25 protein-coding genes are annotated in these 25,276 nt (G+C 76.0%); 11 read left to right on the top strand and 14 right to left on the bottom strand.

Going from position 1 to position 25,276, the window contains the following annotated elements:
- Positions 1-54 precede the first annotated feature (54 nt).
- The 3 genes from ABQ292_RS01035 to ABQ292_RS01025 form a co-directional block, all read right to left on the bottom strand.
- Positions 55-2,136, bottom strand: a complete 2,082-nt coding sequence (locus ABQ292_RS01035) for a M36 family metallopeptidase (protein ID WP_369202334.1) — start codon at positions 2,134-2,136, stop codon at positions 55-57.
- A gap of 116 nt (positions 2,137-2,252) precedes the next feature.
- Positions 2,253-3,938: a M28 family peptidase gene (locus ABQ292_RS01030; RefSeq protein WP_369202332.1), complete on the bottom strand. Its 1,686-nt coding sequence runs from the start codon at positions 3,936-3,938 to the stop codon at positions 2,253-2,255.
- 37 nt (positions 3,939-3,975) lie between these two features.
- Positions 3,976-4,731 (bottom strand): AfsR/SARP family transcriptional regulator, encoded by a 756-nt coding sequence (locus tag ABQ292_RS01025; RefSeq protein WP_369202330.1) that lies wholly within the window; start codon positions 4,729-4,731, stop codon positions 3,976-3,978.
- Between the two features lie 185 nt (positions 4,732-4,916).
- On the opposite strand from ABQ292_RS01025, the gene ABQ292_RS01020 reads away from it, so the two are divergent.
- The gene (locus ABQ292_RS01020) at positions 4,917-5,372 is read left to right on the top strand and encodes a hypothetical protein (RefSeq protein WP_369202328.1); all 456 of its coding nucleotides are present in this window, start codon (positions 4,917-4,919) and stop codon (positions 5,370-5,372) included.
- Between the two features lie 11 nt (positions 5,373-5,383).
- Positions 5,384-6,700 (top strand): Dyp-type peroxidase, encoded by a 1,317-nt coding sequence (locus tag ABQ292_RS01015; protein WP_369202326.1) that lies wholly within the window; start codon positions 5,384-5,386, stop codon positions 6,698-6,700.
- Between the two features lie 44 nt (positions 6,701-6,744).
- Here ABQ292_RS01015 and ABQ292_RS01010 read toward each other — a convergent pair whose 3' ends face one another.
- The 4 genes from ABQ292_RS01010 to ABQ292_RS00995 form a co-directional block, all read right to left on the bottom strand.
- The gene (locus ABQ292_RS01010; RefSeq protein WP_369202324.1) at positions 6,745-7,335 is read right to left on the bottom strand and encodes an RNA polymerase sigma factor; all 591 of its coding nucleotides are present in this window, start codon (positions 7,333-7,335) and stop codon (positions 6,745-6,747) included.
- A gap of 71 nt (positions 7,336-7,406) precedes the next feature.
- The gene (locus ABQ292_RS01005) at positions 7,407-10,484 is read right to left on the bottom strand and encodes an AfsR/SARP family transcriptional regulator (protein WP_369202322.1); all 3,078 of its coding nucleotides are present in this window, start codon (positions 10,482-10,484) and stop codon (positions 7,407-7,409) included.
- A 79-nt stretch (positions 10,485-10,563) separates the two neighbouring features.
- Positions 10,564-11,328 carry an AfsR/SARP family transcriptional regulator gene (locus ABQ292_RS01000; RefSeq protein ID WP_369202320.1) on the bottom strand — a complete coding sequence of 255 codons (765 nt, stop codon included), beginning with the start codon at positions 11,326-11,328 and terminating at the stop codon, positions 10,564-10,566.
- 77 nt (positions 11,329-11,405) lie between these two features.
- The gene (locus ABQ292_RS00995; protein ID WP_369202318.1) at positions 11,406-11,633 is read right to left on the bottom strand and encodes a hypothetical protein; all 228 of its coding nucleotides are present in this window, start codon (positions 11,631-11,633) and stop codon (positions 11,406-11,408) included.
- 230 nt (positions 11,634-11,863) lie between these two features.
- Here ABQ292_RS00995 and ABQ292_RS00990 point away from each other — a divergent pair, with 230 nt between their 5' ends.
- Positions 11,864-11,995: a hypothetical protein gene (locus ABQ292_RS00990; RefSeq protein ID WP_369202316.1), complete on the top strand. Its 132-nt coding sequence runs from the start codon at positions 11,864-11,866 to the stop codon at positions 11,993-11,995.
- A gap of 28 nt (positions 11,996-12,023) precedes the next feature.
- The gene (locus tag ABQ292_RS00985; RefSeq protein ID WP_369202314.1) at positions 12,024-13,673 is read left to right on the top strand and encodes an amidohydrolase; all 1,650 of its coding nucleotides are present in this window, start codon (positions 12,024-12,026) and stop codon (positions 13,671-13,673) included.
- Between the two features lie 30 nt (positions 13,674-13,703).
- Here the strand turns inward: ABQ292_RS00985 and ABQ292_RS00980 are convergent, their stop codons facing one another.
- Together ABQ292_RS00980 and ABQ292_RS00975 are read right to left on the bottom strand one after the other, a co-directional pair.
- Positions 13,704-14,420: an SGNH/GDSL hydrolase family protein gene (locus tag ABQ292_RS00980; RefSeq protein WP_369202312.1), complete on the bottom strand. Its 717-nt coding sequence runs from the start codon at positions 14,418-14,420 to the stop codon at positions 13,704-13,706.
- Between the two features lie 31 nt (positions 14,421-14,451).
- Positions 14,452-15,168: a CPBP family intramembrane glutamic endopeptidase gene (locus ABQ292_RS00975; protein ID WP_369202310.1), complete on the bottom strand. Its 717-nt coding sequence runs from the start codon at positions 15,166-15,168 to the stop codon at positions 14,452-14,454.
- Positions 15,169-15,170: 2 nt separating this feature from the next.
- Between ABQ292_RS00975 and ABQ292_RS00970 the strand changes: the two genes are divergently transcribed.
- Positions 15,171-15,569 (top strand): hypothetical protein, encoded by a 399-nt coding sequence (locus tag ABQ292_RS00970; RefSeq protein WP_369202308.1) that lies wholly within the window; start codon positions 15,171-15,173, stop codon positions 15,567-15,569.
- Positions 15,566-15,763, top strand: coding sequence for a DUF6186 family protein (locus tag ABQ292_RS00965; protein ID WP_369202306.1), 198 nt, complete (start codon positions 15,566-15,568; stop codon positions 15,761-15,763). Before ABQ292_RS00970 ends, ABQ292_RS00965 begins: the two co-directional genes overlap by 4 nt.
- A 34-nt stretch (positions 15,764-15,797) precedes the next feature.
- On the opposite strand, the gene ABQ292_RS00960 is transcribed toward ABQ292_RS00965, so the two are convergent.
- From ABQ292_RS00960 to ABQ292_RS00950, 3 genes are all read right to left on the bottom strand, one after another.
- Positions 15,798-16,265: a hypothetical protein gene (locus ABQ292_RS00960; RefSeq protein ID WP_369202304.1), complete on the bottom strand. Its 468-nt coding sequence runs from the start codon at positions 16,263-16,265 to the stop codon at positions 15,798-15,800.
- 122 nt (positions 16,266-16,387) lie between these two features.
- Positions 16,388-17,788, bottom strand: coding sequence for a sugar porter family MFS transporter (locus ABQ292_RS00955; RefSeq protein WP_369202302.1), 1,401 nt, complete (start codon positions 17,786-17,788; stop codon positions 16,388-16,390).
- 172 nt (positions 17,789-17,960) lie between these two features.
- Complete coding sequence (locus ABQ292_RS00950) at positions 17,961-18,905, bottom strand: ROK family glucokinase (protein WP_369202300.1); 945 nt, start codon at positions 18,903-18,905, stop codon at positions 17,961-17,963.
- A gap of 344 nt (positions 18,906-19,249) precedes the next feature.
- On the opposite strand from ABQ292_RS00950, the gene glgC reads away from it, so the two are divergent.
- From glgC to ABQ292_RS00930, 4 genes are all read left to right on the top strand, one after another.
- Positions 19,250-20,488: a glucose-1-phosphate adenylyltransferase gene (gene glgC / locus ABQ292_RS00945; protein ID WP_369202298.1), complete on the top strand. Its 1,239-nt coding sequence runs from the start codon at positions 19,250-19,252 to the stop codon at positions 20,486-20,488.
- A gap of 158 nt (positions 20,489-20,646) precedes the next feature.
- The gene (locus tag ABQ292_RS00940; RefSeq protein WP_369202296.1) at positions 20,647-22,074 is read left to right on the top strand and encodes a DUF2252 domain-containing protein; all 1,428 of its coding nucleotides are present in this window, start codon (positions 20,647-20,649) and stop codon (positions 22,072-22,074) included.
- Between the two features lie 32 nt (positions 22,075-22,106).
- Positions 22,107-22,565 carry an RpiB/LacA/LacB family sugar-phosphate isomerase gene (locus ABQ292_RS00935; protein ID WP_369202294.1) on the top strand — a complete coding sequence of 153 codons (459 nt, stop codon included), beginning with the start codon at positions 22,107-22,109 and terminating at the stop codon, positions 22,563-22,565.
- A gap of 134 nt (positions 22,566-22,699) precedes the next feature.
- The gene (locus ABQ292_RS00930) at positions 22,700-23,320 is read left to right on the top strand and encodes a putative quinol monooxygenase (RefSeq protein ID WP_369202292.1); all 621 of its coding nucleotides are present in this window, start codon (positions 22,700-22,702) and stop codon (positions 23,318-23,320) included.
- Positions 23,321-23,491: 171 nt separating this feature from the next.
- On the opposite strand, the gene ABQ292_RS00925 is transcribed toward ABQ292_RS00930, so the two are convergent.
- Positions 23,492-23,857, bottom strand: a complete 366-nt coding sequence (locus ABQ292_RS00925) for a hypothetical protein (protein WP_369202290.1) — start codon at positions 23,855-23,857, stop codon at positions 23,492-23,494.
- A gap of 155 nt (positions 23,858-24,012) precedes the next feature.
- Here ABQ292_RS00925 and ABQ292_RS00920 point away from each other — a divergent pair, with 155 nt between their 5' ends.
- Entirely contained in the window at positions 24,013-24,399 is a 387-nt protein-coding gene (locus ABQ292_RS00920; protein ID WP_369202288.1) for a carboxymuconolactone decarboxylase family protein, read from the top strand.
- A gap of 18 nt (positions 24,400-24,417) precedes the next feature.
- Here ABQ292_RS00920 and ABQ292_RS00915 read toward each other — a convergent pair whose 3' ends face one another.
- Positions 24,418-25,242: an alpha/beta hydrolase gene (locus ABQ292_RS00915; RefSeq protein WP_369202286.1), complete on the bottom strand. Its 825-nt coding sequence runs from the start codon at positions 25,240-25,242 to the stop codon at positions 24,418-24,420.
- Positions 25,243-25,276 lie beyond the last annotated feature (34 nt).

The following is a 25,276-nucleotide window of genomic DNA, read 5'->3' as shown; positions in this document are numbered from 1 at the left end:
GCCCGGACCAGGACGTGGTCCCCCGCTCCGCCTCCTGGGGTCGGTGCCCGGCCCTCACGGCGTGGCGAAGCTCTCGACCACACCGGCCAGTGACGTCGAGGTCGCGGGCGGGGAGACCGCCCCCACGCCCATGCCGCGCTTGGCGAAGCCCGCCCAGACGTCGGCCAGGTCGCCCGGGTCCAGCGCGGCGACCGCGTCGAGGACGCCGTCGCGGGCCTGGGTGAAGGTGGGCATCGAGGGGGTGAGCTTGAGCCCGCCGATGACGTGGTCGAGCACCCGCCGTTCCGCCTCCGCGTGCCCGTGCCGGGCCACCAGGCCCACGAAGACCTCCCACAGCGCCGTGCACCACACCTCCCCGGCGTTGTGCACCTCGCTGTTCGCGCCGCCGCCGTTGGGGTTGCGCGGTGGTCCGGCGGGCAGGAGGGCGCCGTCGCCGACGTGCCGGAAGGTCAGCGGGTTCTTCGCGGTGTCCACCGAGTAGGGGTAGCGGCGGATCGAGAAGTAGTAGTTGTCGTCGAAGCCGGGGGCCCGGTCGGTCCACCCGCCGACCGGGAAGACGCCGGTCGCGAACGCGTCCGTGGCCTGCGAGGTCATGCAGATGGCGAAGAAGTCCCCCCAGCCCTCCCCCATCGCCTTGCCCTGGCGGTTGGCGAGCCCGCTGGCGTTGCCGACCAGCCGGTTGGTGACGTAGTGGCCCATCTCGTGGAAGGTGATCAGCGCCTCGTGGTTGCTGGTCCGCGACGGCGTCACCGCGCGGAACTCGAACATCTGCATCCGGGGGCTGGCGCCGTCGGCCGGTGTCTGCATGTTCGCGTTGTCGGTGCCGCTGAAGTCGTTGCCCTCCGCGAGGACCGGGTCGCCCCCGACCCCGCCGGTGCCGTCGAGGTCCACCTGCTGGGCGTTGCCGGCGGCCTCGTCGAAGCCCGCCTCGTACCAGCGGTCGTGCAGCCAGTTCACGTGGAAGAACATCCCGACCAGGCTCGCCTGGAGGTTCTCCGGGTCGGTGGCCGGCCGGGAGTGGTCGTAGGTGTGGTCGAAGACGTGCGGACCGGTCACCCGGCCGAGGACGTCACCGGGGCCCAGGCCGTCGGGCCGGGACAGGTCGGCGTAGGCGGTGCAGTTGTTGCCCGCGGTCGTCGTCGCGTCGTCCGGGAGCCACGGCCGGCCGGGCAGCAGGCTCTCCAGGGTGACGAGGCGCTCGGGGACGGTCGGTGCCTGGAACCCGTCCGGGACGCCGGTCGGGTGCGGGGAGCCGGGTGCCGGCCCGTCCTCGGGCCGGCACACCGCGTCCCCGGTGTTGTGGACCCGGTAGCCGAAGGCGACGTCGGCCCGCAGGTTCTTGCGGAAGAGGACCTCCGGCTCCCCGGCCACCTCCACGACGTAGCCGAAGGCCGGGAAGGTCCTGATCCACAGCTCGAGGTGGTGGCCACGGGCGAACTGCCGCCCACCGAGCGGGAACAGCACCTCCCGGAGCCGGACGGGGCGCTCGAAGGCCGGCCGCTCTCCCGAGCCCGCCCCGTCGGCCCGGTAGCTGCGGAACGCCCCCGCGCCGGCCCCCTCGTCCTCCTCGAGGACGAACGACGAGGGTTCGTACGGCAGGCCGGTGAGGTCGGACGCGGCGAGCGCGATCGCCTCCTCGGGGGTGGTGCCGGCGGCCCGGTCGGCCCGGCCCGCCTCCGCCGCTCCGGGGAAGAACTGGCCCGCTACGGAGACGACCTCGCCGGCCGGGCCGATCGCAGCGGTGACGTCGGAGCCGAACACCTCGACGCCGTCGACGCGCTGGACGAGGTGGGCGGTGCGCAGGCGGCTGCCGCTCACGGACGTGACGGCGACGCCGCCGGCGTCCTGCGGGGAGAGCTGCCAGAGGTCCCCGCGCTCGGCGAGGAAGCGGCCGACCGCCTCCTCGGGCGAGCCGCCACCCTCGGCGGTGGGAGGCGCGCCCGGCGTCAGGCCCGCCACGCGGTTGGGCAGGCCGGTGGCCTCGTCCTGGTCGACGCGCAGGTCGACGGCACCGCCGGCCGGCCGGCTCTCCCCGCCCGGCGACGGCGCGGTTGCCGCGGGCGGACCACCGCGGACGCGACGGACGCCCGGGTCGTAGAGGGCGTGGAAGTCCTGCGGCAGCTCTCCGGTGGCCATGTCGTCCCCTGTCCGGCTCTCGCCTGTCCCGCATCGCGGGTCGGGGCGTGTGGCACGCCCGCGTCGTCCTCCCGAGGCTGCCCGGCCGCCATCACCGCGACGTCACCGCCGTCGCGTCAGCCCCCGGCGAGGGTCTCGGCCACGAAGGCCACGTTCATGCGGAGGACCTCCAGCGCCAGGTCGAGGTCCAGCGGGGGCAGCGTGTCCTGCTCGGTGTGGACCCTGCGGTTGGTGCCGTCGGCGCCCTCGATGGTCAGGACGGCGGGGATGCCGACGTCGATGAACGGCACGTGGTCGCTGTTGGCCGGGCTGAGGCCCACGGTGACGGCCAGGCCCGTGTGGGTGGCCGCGGCCCGTGCGAGCGCGTCGATGAGGTCCCGCGAGACCGCGGCGCCCTCCAGCAGCACTCCCCGCTCCGGTGTGTTCCGGCCGGCGATCATGTCCATGTTGACCACCGCCCGGACCCGGGCCCGCTCCGGGCCGGAGAGCTCCTCGACGTGGCGCCGGCTCCCGAGGAGCCCCTGCTCCTCGCCGCCGAAGAGCACCAGGCGCAGGTCGAGGAGGGCCCAGGACCCGGCGAGGGACCCGGCGAGCGCCCGCGCGAGCGCCAGCACACCCCCGCTGCCCGAGGCGTTGTCGTCCGCCCCCGGTGCGGGCGCCTCGGGACCCAGCCGGTTGACCGAGTCCAGGTGCGCGGTCACCAGCACGACGTCGCGGGGCGCCGGGCCGGTACCGGACCGGTCGGCGACGACGTTCCGGCAGCGCCCTCCCCCGCGGGGGACCGGCTGGGTCGTGACGGTGAACCCGGCTGCGGCCAGCTGGGCGGCGGCCCAGTTCGCGGCGGCGTCGAAGGACCCGCTCGCGGAGTGCCGCGTGGAGTGGGCGACGAGCGTGGCCAGGTCGGCCGCCAGCTCCTCCCTGGAGAGGCGGTCCACGCAGCGCCGCACCGGGTCCGGCACCTCCCGGAGTCCCTCGACGGCGGGAGCGGCGGCGACCACCGCACCGGCGGGGAGCGGGCGCAGCGTCCAGCAGGAGCCCCCGGAGCCCTCCAGCCGCCGCGCGACCTCCGGCTCGAGCTCGACGACCAGGTGCCGGCCCGCGTCGAGGAGGACGGGCACCTCCGGGTGGTCGACCCGGAACGACTCGCCGTTCTGCACGACCAGGACGAGCTGCTCCGCGGCGGCCCCGGCCACCCGGAGCTCCCCGGGTGGGGCGGGCCGGCGGTCGGCGGCGCCGTCACCGGTGACGACGACATGACCACCCAGCAGCGTCCGGGCCTCCCCGGGGGTGGCGGCGAGGCCGGCCGGCCCGCGCGTGAGGAGGTCGCGCACGACGGGGAGGAGGTCGGGCAGTGCGGCCACGTCCCCGCCGGCACCCCCGGAGGGCCGGACCTGGACGGCGGTCATGCCGAGCCGGCGCGCGGCCCGCACGTGGCCGGCGTCCTCGGTGACGAAGAGGACGTCACCGAAGCCCAGCGTGGGGTCGGCCCGCGCCACGGCGGCCCGGAACACCGCCGGAGCCGGCTTGCGGACCCCCACCTCGGCCGAGAGGGTCACGTGCCGCGACAGCGGCTCGAAGAACCGGCGGATCCCCAGCTCGCCCAGCAGGGTGCGGTACTCCGCGACGATCGCGGCGACGTCGGCCGGCCCCGCCGGGGCCCGGCTGTCCGACAGCAGCCCCAGGACGACCGCCGGACGCCCACCGCTGCGCAGGTCCGTCAGCTCCCGCAGGGTCTCCATCGCCCTCGGCCGGAGGACGCCGTCGGACTCCAGCGTGCCCCCGAGGTCGAACAGCACCAGCACCGACCCCACCCCCTCCCGACCGGTCGGTCCCCCGCGGTCACGAGGCGGCCCGCCGCAGCCGGGTGGCGCCCCGGACCAGCCGGGTCATCTGCTCCGTCGGCGGCACGCCGAGCTCGTCGCGCAACAGGTCCCGGAACGTGTCGTGGGCCCGGAGCGCCTCGGCCAGGTTGCCCTCGGCGAGGTGCACGCGCACGACGGTCCGGTGGGCGCTCTCCCGCAGCGGCTCGGACCGGATCGCCAGGTAGGCGGCCTGCAGCGCCTCCCCGTGCCGGCCGGCGGCGGCGAGGCGGCCGGCCACGGTCTCCAGCGCGCGCAGTCGCATCTGGGCGAGCCGGTCCCGCTCCAGCAGGACCCAGTCGTCGTACCAGCCGGGGAGCAGGTCACCCAGCAGCTCCGGGCGCGGCAGGGTCACCCGGTGCCCGCCGGCCCGGGGGTCGCAGGCGCGCTCGACCCAGGCGCGCAGCTCCCGCACGTCGGTCCGCACGCCGACCGCGAGCCGCAGCGTGCCGCCCGACACCTCGACGAGCCCGGGAGCGGACCTGCGCAGCCGCCACAGCGCGGACCGGAGGTTGGCCTGGGCCCGGTCCTCGGGGACGTCGGGCCACAGGGAGCCCGACACCGCCGTGCGCGCCGGCCGGCCGGCCAGGCACAGGTGGGCCACCACGCGCTGCGCCGCCCGGGGCAGCTCACCGCCGACCGGACGGTCCGCGGCTCCGCCGTCCCGGACGGTAAAGCCGTCGAGCAACGTGACGCGCGGTCCGCTGTCCGGAGCGGCACGCAGGAGCTGGTCCATCAGCGGTCCTCCATCACGAGTGACGACGTCGACCAGCAGAGGGGCGCGGGGGTGCCGCTGATACACGGGCGGCGGTGACGGCGCGCGGTGACGCCGGGGTGACGCGGCGGTGACGCCGCGGCCGGAGGGTCGGCCCGGCCGGACGGCACGGACGGCACGGCACACGACGAGACGAGGTGGCGCGGATGACCGCGACGCAGCACGCCGACGACCCGGTGCAGAACCCGCTCACGCTGGTCATGACCGTGCGGTCGGCCGACGACCGCCGGGCGCTGCAGGCCAAGCTCGAGGCGCTGCAGTCGCTGCCCCGCGAGCAGAACCCGGTCGTCGCGGCCCTGGACACGATCGCCACGGTGCACTTCGCGCGCTTCGTCTTCATCGACGAGGACCGGCTCGCCGTGATCACGACCTACGACGGCGACTTCGCCGTGTACATCAACGAGTTCGTCGACCACATCGGGGACGTCTTCAACGACCTGCTGCAGCACGTGGACGGCGCCCCGCCGCTGCCCGTGCAGCGTCACCGGGAGCAGTTCCTCGACTACGTGCGCCGCAACGACCTGCGGTGCCTGCCGCCGTTCTACAGCGCCTACCCGGAGCGGACCGTGCTCGACGTCCTCGCCGCGGACAGCGGCAGCTGACGGGGACCCCGGTGCTCGACCTCGCCGACGTCCAGGGCCTCGTCCTCCGCGGCTACACGATGCCCCGCGCGCGCCACCTGGTGCTGCGGGTCGACTCCCCCGCCGCCGGCCGGGAGCTGCTCGGCTCCCTCGTCGACGGGGACCCGCGCCGTCCCCAGGTCACGACCGGGACGCCCTGGACCGAGAAGCCCGACTGCTGCCTCAACCTGGCGGTGACCGCCGGCGGTCTGCGCGCCCTCGGGGTCCCCGAGGAGTCGCTGGCGACCTTCCCCGAGGAATTCACCGCGGGTGCCGAGGCACGGGCGGACCGGGTGGGGGACGTCGGCCCGAACGCCCCCGAGCACTGGCTGCCCGTCTTCCGGGACCCGGGGTTCCACCTGCTGGTCTCGCTGTTCGGGCAGACCCCCGCGGCGGTGGAGCGGGTCACCGACGACCTCCTGGCCGGCACCGGCCCGGGCCTGACGGAGCTGTGCCGGCTCGACGCCGCCCTGCTGGGCGACCGCGTGGACCACTTCGGCTACGTCGACGGGATCTCCCAGCCCACGGTCGGCGACACGCCCCCACCGGGACCGCCCGACCGGCTCCCCGTGGCGCCGGCGGGCGCCTTCCTCCTCGGCCACCCCAGCCAGTTCCGCGACCACACCTACCCCGTGCCGCAGCCGCCAGCGCTCGGCCGCAACGGCAGCTTCGCGGCGTTCCGCATGCTGGCCCAGGACGTCGACGCCTTCCACGACCTGCTCGCCGAGCAGTCCCGCCGCACCGGCGCGTCACCGGAGCTCGTCGCCGCGAAGCTGTGCGGGCGCTGGCGCAACGGGACCCCCCTCGTCCTCTCCGCGGACACCGGCACCCCCGAGCCGCCGGTGCCCGCGGAGGAGCTGAACGACTTCGACTACGCCGCGGACCCGAGGGGCGAACGCTGCCCGATCGGGTCGCACGTCCGGCGGATGAACCCGCGGGACTCCCGTGTCGCCGGCAACGGCGGGCACAAGCACCGGATCGTGCGGCGCGGGCTCACCTACGGCCCGCCCCACGACCCCGCCCACCCCCGGGACGGGCAGGACCGCGGCATGCTCGGCCTCTTCATCGGGGTGAGCCTGCGCGACCAGTTCGAGTTCGTGATGAGCCAGTGGGCCAACGACGGCCGGTTCGCGCCGGGCCTCGGCCGGACGCAGGACCCCTTCCTGGGCGCCGGCGGCACGCTGCCCCTCGCCTCCCCCGGCGGCGGCAGGGCCCGGCTCACCGACCTGCCCCGGCTGGTCACCACCCGCGGCGGCGCCTACTGCTTCCTCCCGAGCGTCACCGCGATCGGCCACCTCGCCGGGCGGTGAACCCGCCGTCCGGTCACCCCGCCGGCCCGTGACCCCGCCGCCCGTCACTGCAGGGCCAGGTCGTGCAGGCCCGCGGACTCCAGCGTCGTCCGCAGCCGGGCGAGGACCCGTGCCCTCGTCGGGCCGATGCTGCCGACCGGCATGCCGAGCCCGGCACTGATCTGCTCGTAGCTCACCGGCGGCGAGGCGACCAGCAGGTCCAGCAGCTGCCGGTGCCGCGGCGGCAGCGTCGCCACCGCACGGCGCACCAGCACCTGGTGGTCCCGGCGCACCGCGCTCACCTCGGGGGCGGCCTCGTCGGTGCCACCCCACCTGTCCGGCAGGTCGCCCGGGTACCGGTCGCAGGAGTCCGTCGGCCGCTCCCGGTCCGCCCCGCGCACCATCGCCAGGCACACCCGGCGGGCCGTGGTGCGCAGCCAGCCGGCCAGCCGCTCCGGCTCGCGGATCGCGGCCAGGTGCTCGACGAGCAGCAGCCAGGTCATCTGGACCGCGTCGGCGGTCTGCGCCTCCCCCAGCCGGCACCCGCGGGCCACCGAGCGCACCAGGCCGTCGTATTCCGCGACGAGGGCGTCCCACGCCGCGCGGTCCCCGGCGGTGGCGCGGTGGACCAGTGCCGTGACCTCTGCGGGCTCCACGTCCCCTCCCCTCCTCGCGGGCGGCGTGCCGCCCGCTGGAGGCAGGGTCGGAGGGGGGCGTTAGCGGGACGTCAGCCGGGCCCGGGGCGCGCGCCGAGATCGGCGAGCCGCCGGTCCAGCGCGACGGTCCGCGGCTGCGGGCGGACGCCGAGCTCGGCCAGGGCCCGGAGGCACCGGCGGGACCACTGCCGGCCGGCGACGAGGTCCCCGGCCTCCAGGAGCGCGGCCACCACCAGCTGGTAGGCGCGCTCCGACCACCGGTCCACGTGCAGCGCCCGCTCCCCCAGCGCGCGGGCCGCCCCGGTGTCGCCGCGGGCGAGGAGGAGCTCCCCGGCGCGGACGGCGGCCGCCACGAAACGACCGCGCAGGCGCTCGCGCTCCCAGTCCAGCCACTCCCCGCCCGGGACGTCGGGGAGGTGGTCGGTGCGCCACAGGCCGACCGCCCGCAGGTAGACCGGGAGGGCCGCCGACGGCACCCCCTGCCGATCCAGCCGGGCCGCCTCGTCGAGATCCCGCTCGAACGTGCGCGCGTCGACCTCGAGCGCGCCGTCGACCTCCAGGTGCAGGCACGGTCCGGAGCTCCGGACGAAGTAGGGCGGGTCGAGCTCGCCGCGGTCGGGCTCGAGGAGCGTGTGCAGGTAGGCCAGGGTCACCCGCAGGTTGCGCCCGGCGGCCGGCTCGTCGAGGTCCGGCCACAGGTCGGCGGTGACGGCGGACCGGGTCGGCCGGTCGTGGACGAGCAGGTACGCCAGCAGCTGCCGCACCCGCTCCCTGCGCAGCTCGGGAGCGGACACGACCACCCCGTCCCGGCGCAGCTCCATCGGCCCCAGGACGCGCAGGGACAGCCGGTGCGCCGGCGTCGCCGGCAGCTCGCGCAGCAACCGGCGCGCGGCGGAGGCGACCGCCCCCGGTGGTCCGCCGGCCCGGGCGCGCAGCGTGGCCCGCACCCGGGGACCGAGGTCCTCCACCGTGGCCCGCCCCTCGGCCCGGACCTCGTCCCGGCCCGACGCGAGCAGGCCGAGGGCCAGCTCCGCCGTCCACGGCGCCGGCAGGACCGCGCGCGCGAGCCGCCGCACCTCCGGCGAGAGCTGCGCGACCTCGGTGACGGAGCCGCGGTCCCGGAACGCGGCGAGCGCCCGGGCCAGCTCGTGGAGGTGGGCGAGGCAGCCGGCCGGCGGCTCGGCGTCCCAGACGTCCCGGGCCTCGGGCAGGAGGACGTAGAGCAGGGGCAGCGCCGCGGACGACACCTGCAGAGCCAGCTGCGTGCGCGCCAGGCCGAGGTGGCGAACCCCGCGCAGGACCGCGGCCGCCCGGTCCTCCTCACCCCGGGACGCGAGGCAGAAGGCCTCGGCGAGGGCGCCGGCCACCGGTGCCCAGGCCACCGAGGAGGCGGCCACGGCCGGGCGGGTCCGCACGAGCAGCTCGTCGGCCTCCCGGCTGCGGCCGAGGACCTCGAGCAGGACGACGGCGCAGCTCACCGTCTCCGGGGAGGTGAGCACCTTGGCCGGGTGGATGCCGCCGAGCAGCGCGGACAGGAGGTGCTCGGCCTCGTCGAGCCGCCCGCGCAGCCGCAGGGACTCGACCACCTGGCAGCAGGAGAGGACGGCGAGGTTGGGGACGGCGTGGGCCATCGCCCGGCGCGCGACCGCCTCGGCCGCCTCGGGCTCGCCGAGCTTGAGGAGGAGCAGGTGGGCCCGCAGCCACTCCTGCACCGGGCTCAGCGGCGCCCCGGAGACCAGACCGGGGTGGGCCAGGTGGGCGCGGACCTCGTCCGCGCTGCGGGCGAGCAGGGCGCGGAAGAGCGCGATCCACCCCTCCGCCCGCTCGGAGCCGGAGGCGGCCAGCGCGGTCAGCCGTTCGATGAACCGCTTCATCTGCGCCCGGTCCGACCGCCGGAACGCCACCTCCACGAGCGCGTTCAGGCAGGCGAACCCCACCTCGGCGGCGTGGGGGGCGGCCGCCGACGCCCGCTCCAGCAGCCGCTCGGCGGCGTCCGGGTTGGTGGGCTCGGCCACCATGGCCGCCAGGAGCAGGCCCTCCGGGCTGTCCTGCACCTCCGGGGGCAGCCGGGCGAGCCAGGCCTCCAGGACGTCCGGTGGCACCAGCGGCGTCCCGACCTCGCAGACCTCGACGACGACGTCCCGCACGTCGTCCCACGCCCCCGCGTCGGTCAGCAGCTCCACGGCGTCGTGGTAGCGCCGCCGGCGGGCCAGCACGCGGCCGGCCGCCCGGCGCGCCCCGGCGACCTCCGCCGGGGTGAGGAGGTCCCGCACGACGACCCCCCACAGGGAGTGCAGCGACCACCACCCGGACCGCCCGCGGACCACCAGCGGCAGGCCGTCGAGCAGCTCGCGCAGGTGGACGTGCTCGCCGAGGAGCGTCGCGGCGATCTCCTCGTCGGCACCGCCCACGGCCACCAGCAGGGCGAGCGCCCGCAGGCGGTCGGCGGGGAGCCGGGCCAGCAGCTCCTCCCAGACGTAGCCGCTGACCGCCGCCGGGCCCGCGGTCGCCGTCAGCTCGGCGAGGGCCGGCCAGCCCCCGATCTCGCGGAGCAGCTCCGGGGACACCTGCCGGGCCCCGGCGAAGGCGGCCACCTCGTCGTCCCCGAACTGCAGGTCCCCCTCCCGCAGGACGACCGCGTCCCCGTTGGCCAGCAGTCGGGCGGTGGGCAGCACCGCCAGCGGCGGCCGGGAGGCGATCACCAGGTGACCGTTGCGCGGCAGCTCCTCGACCAGGGCGGCGAGGAAGGAGCCGCCGGGTGAGCCGGGGTCGACCAGGTGGGCGTCGTCGAGGACCAGGGCGACGTGTCGTGGCGCCGCACCCCACATGGCCTCGGCGACGGTGACGGCGGCCGTCCGCGGGTCGTCGGGCGCGGGTGCGGACACCCCGAGCGCGGCGATGGCGCCCGAGGCGAGGAAGGAGAGCGCGGCGTCGTCGCGCTGACAGGTCAGCCAGGCGTCGACGCCCAGCGGGGACAGGGCGTTCTCCTGCACGGCCTGGGCGAGCAGCGTCGTCTTGCCGAAGCCGGCCGCCGCCACGACGGCCGTCAGCGGTCGCTCGAAGCGGGTGTGCAGCGGCGCCAGCAGCCGGGGCCGCAGGATCAGGCCCCGACCGGTCAGCGGCGGTGCGTACCTGAGCGCCCGGCTCATGCGCAGACTGTAGTGGCCCCATGACGCCGGGGACGCCCGCCGTCCGGCCCAGCCCCGGGGGACGGCGGGCCGGCGCGGGTCAGCCCTCCCGCGCCCCCGGCACCCGTGCCGGCGCGACGGCGTACGCCTGGGGGCGGACCCGCGCGAGCAGGCCGGTCATGGAGTGCGTCGGCGCGACCCCCAGCGTGTCGGCGAGCACGTCGCGGAACGCCTCGTAGGCGCGGCACGCCTCGGCGGTGTTGCCCTCGGCCAGGTGGACCCGGACGACGGCACGGTGCGCGCTCTCCCGGAGCGGTTCCTCGTGCACCGCGGCGTAGGCCGCCTCGACGGCCTCGCCGAACCGCCCGGCGACGACGAGCTCGTCGGCCAGGGCCTCGAGCGCGTGCATCCGCAGCTGGCGCAGCCGCTCCCGCTCCAGCAGCACCCACTCCTCGTCCCAGCCGGGGAGGAGCACCCCGCGCAGCGCCTCCCCCGGCAGCGCGAGGTCGTCCCCGCGGACCTGCGGGTCGAGGACACGCGAGGCCCACGTCTCGAGCTCGCGGACGTCGACGCACACGCCGGCGGAGAGGGACAGCGAGCCACCCGACACCTCGACGGTCCCGGGCGCCACCCGCCGCAGGCGCCACAGCGCCGACCGCAGGCTGCCGTGTGCGTGGTCCTCGGGCACGTCGGGCCACAGCTGGCCGGCGATCACGTTCCGGTCGGGGCAGTGCGACAGGCTGAGGCGGGCGACGAGGCGCTGGACCGCGCGCGGCAGGTCGCGCAGCGGCACCGCGGCGTCGTCCCCCAGCCAGAGCGCGAAGCCGTCCAGCAGGGTCACCCGCGTGGGTGGTGCGAGGGTCACGGGGCATCCCCCTCGGGCACCCGTCGGTGTGGGAACGGGAGGAGTTCAGGTACCGACGGCTGGTGATCGTCGGCTGCTCACCCGTCGCTGTCAATCGAGTTCCGCGCGTCGCGGAGGAAGGCGTCCAGCCAGGCACGCACCGCGTCGAGGACGTCGTCGGGGGACGCGGCCAGGGCCACGGTGGCCTCCTCCGTCCCCCGCCGACCGGGCGAGGTGTCCAGGGTCGTCAGCCGGCCGCGGAAGGACTGTGCGCCGTCCTCGAGCCAGATGCGGACGAGCAGTGCGGCGCTGCGGTCGCCGTCCACGGTCACCGTCCATCGGGGTCCCTGCGGCCCGCCCCAGCGGCCGGCCGGTCGCCCACGAGTCCTCGTGATCGCGGGACCCCATCCTCACTCGCGGCCCTGCGTGGTGCACTCCCCCGACCGGGCGGCGTCCGTCCCGACGGGCGGCGTCCCGGCCGCGCCGTCCGATCGCGGGAGCCTGGCAGCCGCCCGTAGTGTGGCCTGCACCACTCCGCGCCCCCGGAGGTCCGAGCATGACGACGACCGCACCCGCGGAGGACGCCGAGCAGGGTCGGGCGGACGTCCGGGACGCCGGACACGTCGACGTGCTCGTCGTCGGCGCCGGGGTGTCCGGCGCTGCCGCCGCGACACGCGGCACGCCCTGACGCCCCCGCGGACGAGGAGGACGGCGCGGTGCGGCTGGACGTGCTCTACGTCGACGGCGACATCACCACGGGCGACCCGGACCGGCCGCGCGCCCGCCGGCTGGGTGTGTGGCGGGGACGGGTCGTCGGGCTCGACGACGACCTGGCCGGGTGCACGGCCGACACGGTCGTCGACCTGCGCGGGACTCCCGTCGTCCCCGGGTTCCACGACGCCCACCACCACCTGAGCATGCGCGGGCAGCGGCTGCGCCAGGTCGACCTGACCTCCCCCGGCGTCGCCGGCCTGGACGAGCTGTACGCGCGGGTGGCCGAGCGCGCCGCGTCGCTCGAGGCCGGCGCGTGGGTCCTCGGGCACGGCTACGACCAGAACAAGATCGGCGGGCACCCCACCCGGGAGGCCCTCGACCGGGCGGCCGGGGGCCGGCCGGTCTGGCTGACGCACAACTCCGGGCACATGGGCGTGCTGAGCACCGAGGGCTTCCGCCGGGCGGGCTTCGCCGACCTCGACGCCGTGCCGGACGTGCCCGGCGGGCACGTCGGGCGCGACGACCGGGGCCGCCCCGCCGGCCTGCTCGCCGAGCGGGCCCAGGAGCTGGCGCAGGCGGTCCTGCGCCCGGAGCCGTTCGAGGACTGGGTCCGCGGGATCGGGATGGCGAGCGACGTGGCGCTGTCCGAGGGCACCACCAGCATCACCGAGCCGGGCATCTGCGCCGGCCTGGCCGGCAACGGCCCCGCCGACCTGGCGGCGTTCCTCACCGCCCGCGAGCGCGGGGTCCTCCGCGTCCGGGCCACGCTGATGCCGGCGATCGACACCCTCCACGAGACCGGCGACGTCGAGCCGGGACACCCGTGGTTCGGCCTGGACCTCGGCGTGCGGACCGGACTGGGCGACGAGTGGGTGCGCATCGGCGCGGTGAAGGTCTTCTCCGACGGCTCGCTCATCGGCCGGACGGCGGCGATGCGGGAGCCCTACGCCGACCCGCCCGGCACCAGCGGCTTCCTGGTGCAGGAGGCGGCGACCCTGCACGAGCGGATCCTGGCCGCTCACGCGCACGGCTGGCAGGTCGCCACGCACGCGATCGGGGACGCCGCGCTCGACGTCGTCCTCGACGCCTACGAGGACGCGCAGCGCCGCTCCCCGCGTCCCGGCGTGCGGCACCGCGTCGAGCACGCCGGCGTCGCCGGCGACGACCAGGTCGCCCGCATGGCCGCCCTCGGCGTCGTCCCGGTGCCGCAGGGCCACTTCGTCGGCGAGATCGGGGACGGCATGCTGCAGGCACTCGGGCCCGAGCGCAGCCGGCTGTGCTACCGGCAGCGGAGCTTCCTCGACGCCGGCATCGTCGTGCCGGGCAGCTCGGACTGCCCCGTGGTGCAGGGCGCTCCGCTGCTGGGCATCCACGACCTGGTCAACCGGCGCACCGGCTCCGGGCAGCCGTTCACCCCGGAGGAGGCGCTCACGGTCGGCCAGGCGCTGCGCGCCTACACGTACGGCTCGGCGTACGCCGACCACCAGGAGCACGAGAAGGGCCGGCTCGCGCGCGGGCTGCTGGCCGACATGGTGGTGCTCAGCGACGACCTGCACGCGGTCGACCCCGCCCGGATCGCCGACGTCTCGGTCGTGGCCACCGTCGTCGGCGGGGTGCCCGAGTTCGGGGCCGGCGACCTGCGCGTCTCCTGAGGTCCCCTCGGCGGCGCCCCCGGCCGGCCGTCAGCCGTGCAGCGCCGCCCAGAAGGCCGTCCGGACCCCGCCGGCCCCCCACGCGTTCGGCTCGATGACGTCGCAGAACCACAGTCGCCGCTGCGCCGGCCGCGCCGCGTGCTGCGACGGGTCGCCCGCGCGGAGCCCGTGGCCGCGGAAGACCCCGGCGATGTCGGCGACCGCGGCACCGTGGCGCGCCGCGACACCGCGCAGCGCGTCGTCGAGCTCGCCGATGACCGCGACGGCGTCGGGCCAGGGCGGCAGCCCCAGGGCGGCGGTGTCCCCGGTCCCGTCGCTCGGGTCGTAGACGGTGCCGACGACGACCCGACCGCCCGGTGCCAGGAGACCGGCGAGCTCGGCCAGGGCCGCGTCGACGGCCGCCGCCACGCGGGTGACGACCTCGCGGGCGGCGGCCGTGTCCCCGTACACGGACAGCAGGTCGTTTCCGCCGATCGTGAGGGTGACCAGCGTGGGGCGTGCCGGCAGCGCCCGGAGACGGGGCAGCTGGGCCTGCAGGAGCGTGCGGGTCGTCGCGCCGTCCGAGGCCAGCAGCGCGAACGTCGTCGCCGGGTCCAGGGACAGGAGGTCACGGCCGCGCCAGTCGGGGAAGTCGTCGTCGCGGTTGCGGAACAGCAGGCCGGCGCCTCCCCGCCCGGGGCCGCCCGCGTAGTCGTCGATGGAGATGGAGTCGCCGAGGGCGACGTAGCACGGCGGGGCGGCGGGCACGGGGACATCCTGCGCCCGGTCCCCGGGCTGCTCAGTCCAGGCGGTGCGCCGCGGCCGCCGCGAGCGTGCCCAGGGTGTTCGTCGCGAGGTGCAGCAGGACGGGTGCCAGCAGGCTCCCGCTCCGGACCCGCAGCCAGGCGAAGAGGACCCCCGCCGCGGCCGTGACCGCGCAGCCGAGGACCACGGCGAGACCCCGCAGGACCGGTCCCTCGACCAGGTCGTTGGCCGCCACCGCGCTCAGCGTGGGACGGACGTGCCAGAACCCGAAGACCACCGCCGCGGTCCCGGTCGCCGCCGGCGGGGGGACGATCCTGGCCAGGGCCGCGAGCAGCACGCCGCGGAACGCGACCTCCTCCCACAGGACGGTGCCGAGCGGGATGCGCACCAGCACCTGGTACGCGACCTCGCCGCCGTCGGCTCCGGCGAGCCGCGCATCGGCGAACAGGGGCCGGAGCGCCGGGATCGCGAGACCGGCCGCGCAGCCCGCTGCCACCACGGCGGAGGGCACCCCGCCCCACCGCAGACCGGCCGGCAGCCGGCGCCGGTCGACGCCCAGGTCCCGCCAGGAGAGGCCGACGGCGCGGGCCGCCACGAGCAGCAGGACCGTGGCCGTCACGTTGGCCGGCACGTAGGACGCGGGGTGGCCGGGCAGCCGGGTGACGACGAGGTTGTTCCAGGCGCCGAGGACGAGGACGAGCGGAGCGGCGAACGCGAGGGCTCTCCCGCGGCCGGGTGGGCGAGCATGCACGGGTGAGGTCTTCCCCCGTCGCGCGCCGGCTCACGTCCGTGGCGGTGGCCGTGCCCGGCGCCGTGGTCGTCGCCGTGGTCGTGGTCGGGGGCGAGCTGTCCCCGGCCGCGCTCCTCGCCGTCGGGACCGCCGGCGCGGTCGTGGCCGGCCTGGGGCTGGCCCGGCGGTCCGGCGAGGCCGCCCCGCCGGTGGGCCGGCGCGCTCTGCCCTGGCTCGGGTGGCTGGTGGCGGCCGGGGCGTGGGAACTGGTGACCCTGGCCGACGACGACGTGCCGACGGTGAGCGACCTGGCCGATCCCCTCCTCGCGCACCCGGTGCTGCGCGGCGCGGCCACCGTGTGCTGGCTGGCCGCCGGGGCCTGGCTGCTCGCCCGCCCCCGCCGCCGGGCACGGGCCCGGTGAGCGGCACCGCGGCGGGCGTCGCCGGGGTCGTGTGCCTGCTCCTCGCCGGGCTGGCCGTCGAGGCCTGGGCCCGCTGCCGACCCGGCCCGGCGACCGCGGCCCAGGCGGTGGGCGCCGCCATGCGGACCGCTGCCGGTCGCGCCGCCGTCCTGCTCGCCTGGCTGTGGCTCGGCGTGCACTTCCTGGCCCGCTGACACCGGCGGGAACGCGCCGCTGGTCCTCGACCGGTCAGGCGCGACCGACGACCGTGGTGACCGGCAGACCGAAGCGGCGCTCGATCTGGTGCGGGACGTCCGAGCCGAGCCAGCGCGAGATCCGCTTGGGCAGGGTCGCCACGATGACCTCGTCGAAGTCGTGGTCCCTGAGGGCCTCCTGGACGGCCTCCAGCGGATGGGGGTTCCCCAGGTGCCCCTCGGCCTCGACACCCAGCTCGGCGAGCTCGGCCAGCACCCGGGACAGCCGCCCCCGGGCCTCCTCCGTCGCCTCCTCGTCGGTCCCGGGCCCGCCGTAGCTGGTGGCCAGGCTCGGCATGGGCACGAGGCCGCCGGCCGCCGGTACGACGTGGTAGTTGGCCGCGCGGGTGTCGGGCACGAGCACGTAGAAGGAGGCGTCCCCCGCCGCCACACGCTGGCGGATCTCCTCCCGGAGCTCCCGCCCGCCCAGGGTCTGGTTCGCGACCACGAGATACCTGCGCATGTGATCGACCTCCGTGCGTCGACCTCCGTGCCTCGACCTCCAGGGGTCGGAGTCTAGGGACCCGCGAGCCGCCGGACCACGTGTTCGCACGCGCTCCGGCGGCTCGACCGTGGGTGCGGTCGTCAGCCGGGGCGACGGACGTCGGCGGCCACGGCACTGGTGTTGCCGTGCATGTCCTCCAGCTCCACGCCCTTGGTCTCCCGGACCCAGCGCAGCACGAAGAGGAGGGACAGCACCGCGAAGGCGGTGTACAGGCCGTACGCCAGGCTGAGGGAGATGTCCGAGAGCGACGGGAAGCTCACCGTGATCAGCCAGTTGGCCACCCACTGAGCGCACGCGGCGAAGGCCAGCGCTGCGGCGCGGATCCGGTTCGGGAACGCCTCCCCCAGCAGCACCCACACCACCGGCCCCCACGACATGCCGAACGCGACCACGAAGAGGTTCGCCGCGATCAGCGCGATGGGCCCGGTGACGTCCGACAGCACCGGGGCGCCCTCGGCGTTCAGCGGTGCGGTGCCGAAGACGACGGCCAGCGTGCCGAGGGTGACCACCATCCCGACCGAGCCGATGAGCAGCAGCGGCCGCCGGCCGAAGCGGTCGACGCTGGCGATGGCGATCAGCGTGGTGGCGATGTTCAGCACGGACGTGATGACCGTGATGATGAGCGAGTTGTTCTCGCTGAAGCCGACGGCCTGCCACAGGACGCTCGAGTAGTAGAAGATCACGTTGATCCCGACGAACTGCTGGAAGACCGACAGGCCCAGGCCCACCCAGACGATCGGGAGGAGACCGGACCGCGGGGCGCGCAGGTCGGCCCACGACGGCCGTGTCTCCCGCTCCATCGTCTCCCGGATCCGCTCGATCTTGATGTCGAGGCCCCGCTCCCCCAGCAGGGTGCTGAGGATCCGCCGCGCCTCCGGGATCCGGTGGGTGGCGATGAGGTACCGCGGCGACTCGGGGATGGTCAGGGTCAGCACGCCGTAGACGACGGCGGGGACGGCCATGGCGAGGAACATCCACCGCCAGGCCTCGAGGCCGAACCAGAACTCGTTGCGCGATCCGCCCGCGGCGCTGGCGAAGGCGAAGTCCACCAGCAGGGACAGGAAGATGCCGCTGACGATGGCGAGCTGCTGCAGCGACCCCAGGCGACCGCGGATCCGGGCCGGCGCGACCTCCGCGATGTAGGCCGGGGCGATGACGGACGCGACGCCGACACCGATGCCGCCGACGATCCGGCCGATGACCAGGATCGCGAGGTTGGGGGCGAACCCGGTGACCAGCGCGCTGGCGAAGAACAGGACGGCGGCGACCTTCATCGTGAACAGCCGGCCGAAGCGGTCGGCGAACTTCCCGGCCGTCAGCGCGCCGGCCGCGGCCCCCAGCAGCGCCGAGGCCACGGCGAAGCCCAGTGGCCCGGCGGCGACGTCGAACCGGTCCTCGATGGCGGCGACGGCGCCGTTGATCACCGCGCTGTCGTAGCCGAAGAGGAAACCACCCAGCGCGGCCACGGACGCGATCCGCACCGCACTGCGTCCGCTCCCGGTGTCCGTGTCGTCGTAGATGGACGCGCTCTCATCGAATGAACCGTGCTCGCTCACCGGATCCCCCTCCGCCGTCCCCCGCGCCACACCCTGTGCCGCCTGGCCCTGCCGTCCCCCGCGTGCCGTCCCCCGCGTGCCGTCCCCCCGTGCTGTCTCACCGGCGCCGCGCGAGGTCCGCGGCGCCGACGATGCCCGCCTCCGGACCGAGCTCGGCGAGCCGGACGCCCGGCACCTCCCGGTACGCCCGGGCGGTGATCCGCTCGTGCAGCGTGCGCGTGGCCGGCTCGCGCACCAGCTCTCCCGCGGCCGACACCCCACCGCCGAGGACGAACACGCCCGGGTCGAGGACGGCGGCGAGGCTGGCCATGCCGTGTCCGAGCCAGGTGCCGACCACCCGGAACGCCTCGAGGGCTGCCTCGTCGCCGTCCTGGGCCGCCTGGGTGACCGCGAGCCCGGTGATCGCCTCCGGCTGCCCGCCGGCCAGCTCGAGCAGCCGGCCGGCGATGGCGGGTGAGATCGAGGCCAGCTCCTGCGCCTCACGGACCAGCGCCCGGCCACTCGCGTAGCGCTCCCAGCAGCCCCGGCCACCACAGCCGCAGCGCCGGCCCCCGGGCTCCACGGTGAGGTGGCCGAACTCCCCCGCGATGCCGAGCCGTCCCCGGTAGAGCTGGCCGTCGACCACGAGGCCACCCCCCAACCCGGTGCCGAGGGTCAGGATGACGAGGTAGCCCTCCCCCCGCCCGGCACCGAACCGGGCCTCCGCCCAGGCCGCCGCGTTGGCGTCGTTCTCCACGACGACGGGCAGGCCGCACCGCGCCTCGACGGCGGCCCGCAGCGGCTCGTCCCGCCAGGCCAGGTTGGGGGCGAAGACCACGGTGGAGCGGGCCGCGTCGACGAAGCCGGCCGCTCCGATCCCCACCGCCTCGACCTCGTGCGCGGCCTGCAGCTCCCGCACGACGTCCCCGATGATCTCCTCGATCTTCGCCGGGTCCTGGGACGGCGTGTCACGTCGGGAGGTGGCGACGATGACACCCTGCTCGTCCACCACCCCGGCCGCGACCTTCGTACCCCCGATGTCGACGCCGATCGCGAGTGCCACGGTCGCCCCCCTGGTCCGGGTGCGGGGTGAGCCAGGTCACCGACGACTCTGCTCCCTGGTCGTGCCCGACGCCACCGGAGCGGGTGCTCCCGATCCGCGGCCGGGTCACGCCGCCGGGCCGCTGCTCCGCCTCCGTGGTGGCCGGACCGGACGGTCCCGGCACGTCCGGCTGCGGCGGCTCCGCACGGACGACCGCGCCCCGGTTCCAGTGCCGGTCCCCGCACGAGCATGATGTGCCCCAGCTCACGGCGCTCGCCCGTCCGCAGCCGGGACCGCAGGCGTCCGTCCGCCGCGGGGACGACCGGTCACCGACGCCCCCCGAGGGGCGGATCAGGAGGTGTGGGATGGCGGCCACGAGGATCCTGGGGATCGTGCTGGCCGGCGGTGCGGGGAAACGGCTCGCGCCGCTGACCGAGGACCGGGCCAAGCCGGCCGTGCCCTTCGGCGGCCTGTACCGGCTGATCGACTTCGCGCTGTCCAACCTCGTCAACGCCGGCATCCTCAAGATCGCCGTGCTCACGCAGTACAAGAGCCACAGCCTCGACCGGCACATCACCACGACGTGGCGACTGTCGAACCTGCTCGGCAACTACGTCACCACGGTGCCGGCCCAGCAGCGCCTCGGCCCGCGCTGGTACACCGGGTCGGCCGACGCGATCTTCCAGTCGCTGAACCTCATCAACGACGAGCGCCCCGACCTCGTCGTCGTCTTCGGCGCCGACCACGTCTACCGCATGGACCCGGGCCAGATGTGGCGCCAGCACCTCGACGGGGGCGCCGGGGTGACGGTCGCGGGCATCCCGGTCCCCCGCCGCGAGGCCACTGCCTTCGGCGTCATCCAGACCGCGGACGACGGACGGCGGATCGAGGCGTTCCTGGAGAAGCCCGCCGACCCGCCCGCACTGCCCGGCCGCCCCGACGAGACCTTCGCGTCCATGGGCAACTACGTCTTCAGCACCGAGGCGCTGCTCGACGCGCTGCGCACCGACGCCGCCGACGAGGACAGCAAGCACGACATGGGCGGGGACATCGTCCCGATGCTCGTGGGACAGGGCGCGGCGCAGGTCCACGACTTCACGACCAACCAGATCCCCGGGGAGAAGCCCGGCACCGAGCGCTACTGGCGTGACGTCGGCACGCTGGACTCCTACTTCGACGCACACATGGACCTGTGCGCGGAGACCCCGGCGTTCGACCTCTACAACGAGCGCTGGCCGATCCTCACCCACATCCCGTCCCGGCCACCGGCCAAGTTCGTGCACGACGACGGCGACCGGGTCGGCCGGGCGATCAACAGCATCGTGTCCAACGGCGTCATCGTCTCCGGCGGCTGTGTCCGCGAGTCGGTGCTCTCCCCCGGTGTCGTCGTGCACAGCTGGGCGTCCGTCGAGCGGTCGGTGGTCCTGGACGGCACGCACGTCGGCCGCCGCGCCGTGGTCCGCGACGCGATCGTCGACAAGAACGTCCGCATCGGCGAGGGCGTCGAGATCGGCGTGGACGAGGAGGACGACCGCGCCCGCGGCCTCGTCGTCTCGGAGGCCGGCATCACCGTCGTCGGCAAGGGACGGGAGATCCTGGAGTAGCTGCCGACACGGCAGCAGGTCCGGACGAGGTGCCGCTGGGAGGTGCGGCTGGGCCGGCCCTCGGAGCGGGACCTCCGGTCCGGGTGGCAGCGGGCGTCTCCCTGGTCCCTGGTCCCTGGTCCCTGGTCCCTGGTCCGTCCCGCTGCGAGGCTCCTGGCGTGACCGGGATCCGGGCGGGGCGGCGGACGCACACCGTCCTCGCGTCGGCCGACGACCGCGGGTTCTCCTCGTTGCGGCACAGCGCCCCGCCGCGCGCGGCGCGCTACGCGCTCGGCCGCCAGCTGCGCCGCAGCGCACCACGCTCCGCGCTCGGGGACTGGGCTCCCCCACCCGACCGTCCGGACGTCGTCGACCAGGTGGCCCGCTCCCACGAGGGGCGAGTGGACCGGCTGGTCCCCGTGCGCGTCGGGCGGATGATCGCCTCCCCCCACGCCTTCCTGCGGGGGGCGGCCACCGTGCACGCCGTGGACTTCGCCGCGTTGCCGGCCACCGGGATCACGCCGGTCGTGTGCGGCGACGCGCACCTCGGCAACTTCGGGTTCTACGCCTCCCCCGAGCGCGACCTCGTGTTCGACCTCAACGACTTCGACGAGGCGCACCCGGGGGCGTGGGAGTGGGACCTGCGTCGGCCCACCACGAGCGTCTGGGTGGCGGGCCGGGAGAACGGGGCGGCGGAGACCGCGTGCGGCGAGGCGGTGGCGCGGTGCGTCGAGGAGTACCGCCTGCAGATCGCCGCACTGGCCGAGCAGCCGCTGCTCGCTCGCTCCTACGAGCACCTCGACGTCGACCGGTTGCTGCGGACGGCGCCCGGCACGGCCCTGCGCGCCGAGATCGAGACGTCGGCCCGCCGGGCCCGCCGGCGCACGGGTGACCGGGCGCTGCCCCGGATCACCGAGGAGCGCGACGGTGCGCGGCGGATCGTGGCCGAGCCACCGCTGATCACCCGACCGCGGCCGGCCGAGGCGGAGCAGCTGGCCGAGGCGCTGGACGCCTACCTGACCACGCTGCCCCCGCACTGGGCCGGGGTGGTGGGGGGCTACCGCCTGGTCGACATCGCCCACGAGGTGGTCGGCGTCGGCTCGGTGGGGCTCCGCGCGTGGGTGGCCCTGTGCGAGGGCAGCAGCGCCGACGACGTCCTGTTCCTCCAGCTCAAGCAGGCCCGGCGCTCGGTGGTCGCGCCGTTCGTGCACGGCGAGTCGGCGTGGCACGCCCACCAGGGCCAGCGCGTCGTGGAGTACCAGCAGGCGGTGCAGACGGTGAGCGACCCGCTCCTCGGCTGGACGAGCGTCGGCGACGTCCAGTACTACGTCCGCCAGTTCCGGGACATGAAGGGCGCGATCACCGTGGCCGGAATCGACGTCGGCGCGCTGGTCTCGTACGCGGGCATCTGCGGGTACCTGCTGGCCAAGGGGCACGCCCGGACCAGCGGGGCGTCGATGATCGCGGGCTACCTGGGCAGCGGCTCGAAGGTGCGCCAGGCTCTCTGCCGGTTCGCCCGTGCCTACGCCGACCAGACCGAGCGCGACCACGCCGACCTGGTGCACGCCGTCCAGCGGGGCGTCCTGCCGGCCGAGACCGGCATCTGAGGGGACCGTCGTCACACGGGAGGGGAGCTGCGATGCGGATCGCGGTGGCGGGTGATCACGCGGGCTGGTCGCTGAAGGAGGAGGTCAAGGAGCTCCTCGCCGGGCACGACGTCACCGACTTCGGCACCGGGGACACCACGGCGTGCGATCTCCCGGACTTCGTCTACCCCGCCGCGCTGGCCGTCGGTGACGCCCGGTTCGACCGGGGCGTCTTCGTCGACGGGGTCGGCTACGGCAGCGCGCTGATCGCGAACAAGGTCCCCGGCGTGTACGCGGCGGTGTGCCAGGACCCGTTCTGCGCCACACTCGCCCGCTCGCACTCCGACACGAACGTCCTGTGCCTGGGCGCGAAGGTCATCGGATCGGGTCTGGCTCTCGAGACGGTGCGGGCCTGGCTGACGACCGACTTCCTCGCCGACGTGCCGCGGTACGCCGTGCGCGTGGACAAGGTGCGGGAGATCGCCGAGAGGCACCTCCGGCGAGACCTGTGACCGGACGTCCCGGCGGGCGCCGGGTGTCCCGACACGGGGCGGCCTCGGCCGTTGTCCGAGGCCGGGGAGGAGAGCACAGTGGGCCGCGCGGCGGTGCCGCAGGGGCGTCGCCGTTCCCAGGGAGGAGTGGTGGCATGTACGCCCGATCCACCACCGTGCGGGTCCGGCCGGAGGCCGTCGACGACGTCGTCGCCTTCGTCCGCGACGAGGTCATGCCGATGGTCACCCAGCTCGACGGCTGCACCGGTCTCTCGGTCCTGAGCGACCCGGACACCGGTCGGTGCATCGTCACCAGCGCGTGGGAGACCGAGGACGCGATGCAGGCGGGCGCCGACCGGGTCCGCGCGTCCCGGGAACGCGCGGCCGAGAGGTTCGGTGCCACGCCCGAGGTCCAGGAGTGGGAGATCGCCGTCCTGCACCGGGCGCACCGGGCCGGGGACGGCGCCTGTGCGCGGGTGACGTGGGCCCGGACCGACCCCGCGCACCTGGACCGGGTGACCGACGCCTACCGGGAGAGCCTGATGCCCTGGTGGGAGCAGACACCCGGGTTCTGCAGCAACAGCCTCATGATCGACCGCCGGGACGGCCGGTGCGCCTCCGCGGTCGTCTTCGAGGACCGCGAGGCGATGGCGGGCACCCGCGACCAGTTCACGACCCTGCGCGAGGAGTTCGCGAGCCGGATGGGGATGGAGGTCCTCGAGGTCGCCGAGTTCGATCTCGCCCTGGCCCACCTGCGGGTACCCGAGACCGTCTGACCGGCACGCCCCGGCAGGTACCCGGGCCCTCCTGCACGGCCTGGTTGCGCGACCCCCGCGGACTCCTCGCCGATCCGTCGCGGGAGTCGCGCGGCCGGGCCGTCAGGTCCCGTGCGCCGCGGGAGGCCCTCCGTGGTCGTCGTGCGGCAGGTCAGCCGACGAGTCGACCGGTCACCGGCGCCAACGGACCTCGACCTGGGTCCACGAGACCTGGAGCGTGGAGACCTGGAACGTGGAGACCTGGGACGCCGGGCCCGGAGCCGGCGCTCCCGGGAGGCGGCCGACGACCTCGGGCCCGGCCGGCATCCCGTCCCCCCTGGCCAGGCGGGCGACCGCCGCCGCCGCCCTGGCCGCCGTGACCGCCGCGACGGTGAGCGCCGCCACCGGGAGGAGTGACCCGCTGGTGAGGGCCCGGATCCCCGCGGCGACGATCGTGCGGCTCCTCGACCCCGCCGCCGGCCGTGCCGCCGGGAGGACGACCGGACGTGCCGCCCCGGGCAGGACGGCGTCGGGTTCCACGGGTTCGAGGTCGGTCACGTGTCCTCCCTGGGACGGCACCCGTCGTGCCGTCCACCCCATGGTGGATCGCCCGGTCGAGCACGTCCATCGGCACGGGCACGGCACGGCGTGTCCCTCCCCGTGGCCGCCGCGGTCGTCGCGCCGGAGCGGCGGCGCGGTGCCAGCATCGGTGGATGAGCTACGGCCACGCGGTACAGGACGAGCTGCGCGAACCGTCCCGCGCGCTGCGCAGGGCCATACCGGAGGTCTACGACGGCTACCGGAGGATGCACGCCGCGGCGTACGCGCCGGGTGCGCTGGACGAGAAGACCAAGGAGCTGATCGCCCTGGCGATCGCGGTCAGCGAGGAGTGCGACGGCTGCATCGCCTCGCACGCCCGGGGCGCCGCCCGCACCGGGGCGACGCCGGAGGAGGTCGCCGAGGCACTGGGCGTCACCATCGCCATGACCGGCGGACCGGGCACCGTCTACGGTCCCCGCGCCTTCGCCGCCTACCAGGAGTTCGCCGAGGCGGCGGCACCCGGCCCGGACGGGGACCCCCGCGCGCCGGCGGTGAGCTGAGCCGGGCGGCGCACCGGGTCACCGCCCGTCGGTCAGCGCGGCGAGCTCGACGACGGCGTCCACCAGGGCCTCGCCGTCGAGCAGGACGGCGTCGTTGTGGTCGGCGCCCGGCACCTCGACCCGGCGGTGCAGCTGCGCGGCGGCGTCGGCCACCCGCCGGCTCTGCTCCGGGGGGACGATCGTGTCGCCGCCGCCGTATACGACCGTCGTGGGCACCCGCACCTCGGCGACCTGCTCGGCGACCGGGTAGCGGTCGCGCAGCAGCGCCCGGACCGGCAGGAACGGGTAGTGCTCGCTGCCGACGGCGGCCAGGTCGACGAACGGCGACCGCAGCAGCAGCCCGGCAGGTGGGTGCTCGACGGCCAGCTCGGTGACGACGGCGCAGCCCAGGCTCTCGCCGAAGTACAGCAGCCGGTCCTCGGGGACACCGGCCTCCTCGAGGAGGTGGCTGCGCGCGGCCCGGACGTCGAGGGCGAGCCCCGCCTCGCTGGGGCTGCCCGGGTTGCCCCCGTAGCCGCGGTAGTCGAACAGCAGCACCGCCAGCCCGGCCGACGACAGGGCCCGCGCCAGCGGCGCGCGCAGGCCCCGGTGCCCGCCGTTGCCGTTGGCCACGAGGACGGCGGGCGCGTCGTGGGTCGGGCCGGGGACGAACCAGGCGCCCAGGGTCAGGCCGTCGGCGGTGGTCAGCCGGACGTCGCGTGCGCCGGGGATGGCGTCGGCGGCCGCGGGCACGGGGCCGCCGCCCGGGAGGTAGACCAGGCGCCGCTGGAGACCCCACAGCAGACCCACCAGCACAGCGAACACGACCGCGACGACCAGCGCCGCCCGGAGCACGGAGCGCACGACCCGTCGTCGCGGACGGGGAGCCCCGCGACCC

This window comes from Geodermatophilus maliterrae (assembly GCF_041018925.1).
Lineage (GTDB): Bacteria > Actinomycetota > Actinomycetes > Mycobacteriales > Geodermatophilaceae > Geodermatophilus > Geodermatophilus maliterrae.
This window is presented reverse-complemented; position numbering and strand designations above follow the sequence as displayed.

Coding starts and splice junctions, on each gene's coding strand:
- ABQ292_RS00920 (WP_369202288.1), top strand. CDS start 24,013: ATGAGCTACGGCCACGCGGTACAGGACGAGCTGCGCGAACCGTCCCGC.
- ABQ292_RS01005 (WP_369202322.1), bottom strand. CDS start 10,484: ATGAGCCGGGCGCTCAGGTACGCACCGCCGCTGACCGGTCGGGGCCTG.
- ABQ292_RS00935 (WP_369202294.1), top strand. CDS start 22,107: ATGCGGATCGCGGTGGCGGGTGATCACGCGGGCTGGTCGCTGAAGGAG.
- ABQ292_RS00960 (WP_369202304.1), bottom strand. CDS start 16,265: ATGCGCAGGTATCTCGTGGTCGCGAACCAGACCCTGGGCGGGCGGGAG.
- ABQ292_RS00990 (WP_369202316.1), top strand. CDS start 11,864: ATGACGACGACCGCACCCGCGGAGGACGCCGAGCAGGGTCGGGCGGAC.
- ABQ292_RS00930 (WP_369202292.1), top strand. CDS start 22,700: ATGTACGCCCGATCCACCACCGTGCGGGTCCGGCCGGAGGCCGTCGAC.
- glgC (WP_369202298.1), top strand. CDS start 19,250: ATGGCGGCCACGAGGATCCTGGGGATCGTGCTGGCCGGCGGTGCGGGG.
- ABQ292_RS01035 (WP_369202334.1), bottom strand. CDS start 2,136: ATGGCCACCGGAGAGCTGCCGCAGGACTTCCACGCCCTCTACGACCCG.
- ABQ292_RS01020 (WP_369202328.1), top strand. CDS start 4,917: ATGACCGCGACGCAGCACGCCGACGACCCGGTGCAGAACCCGCTCACG.
- ABQ292_RS01025 (WP_369202330.1), bottom strand. CDS start 4,731: ATGGACCAGCTCCTGCGTGCCGCTCCGGACAGCGGACCGCGCGTCACG.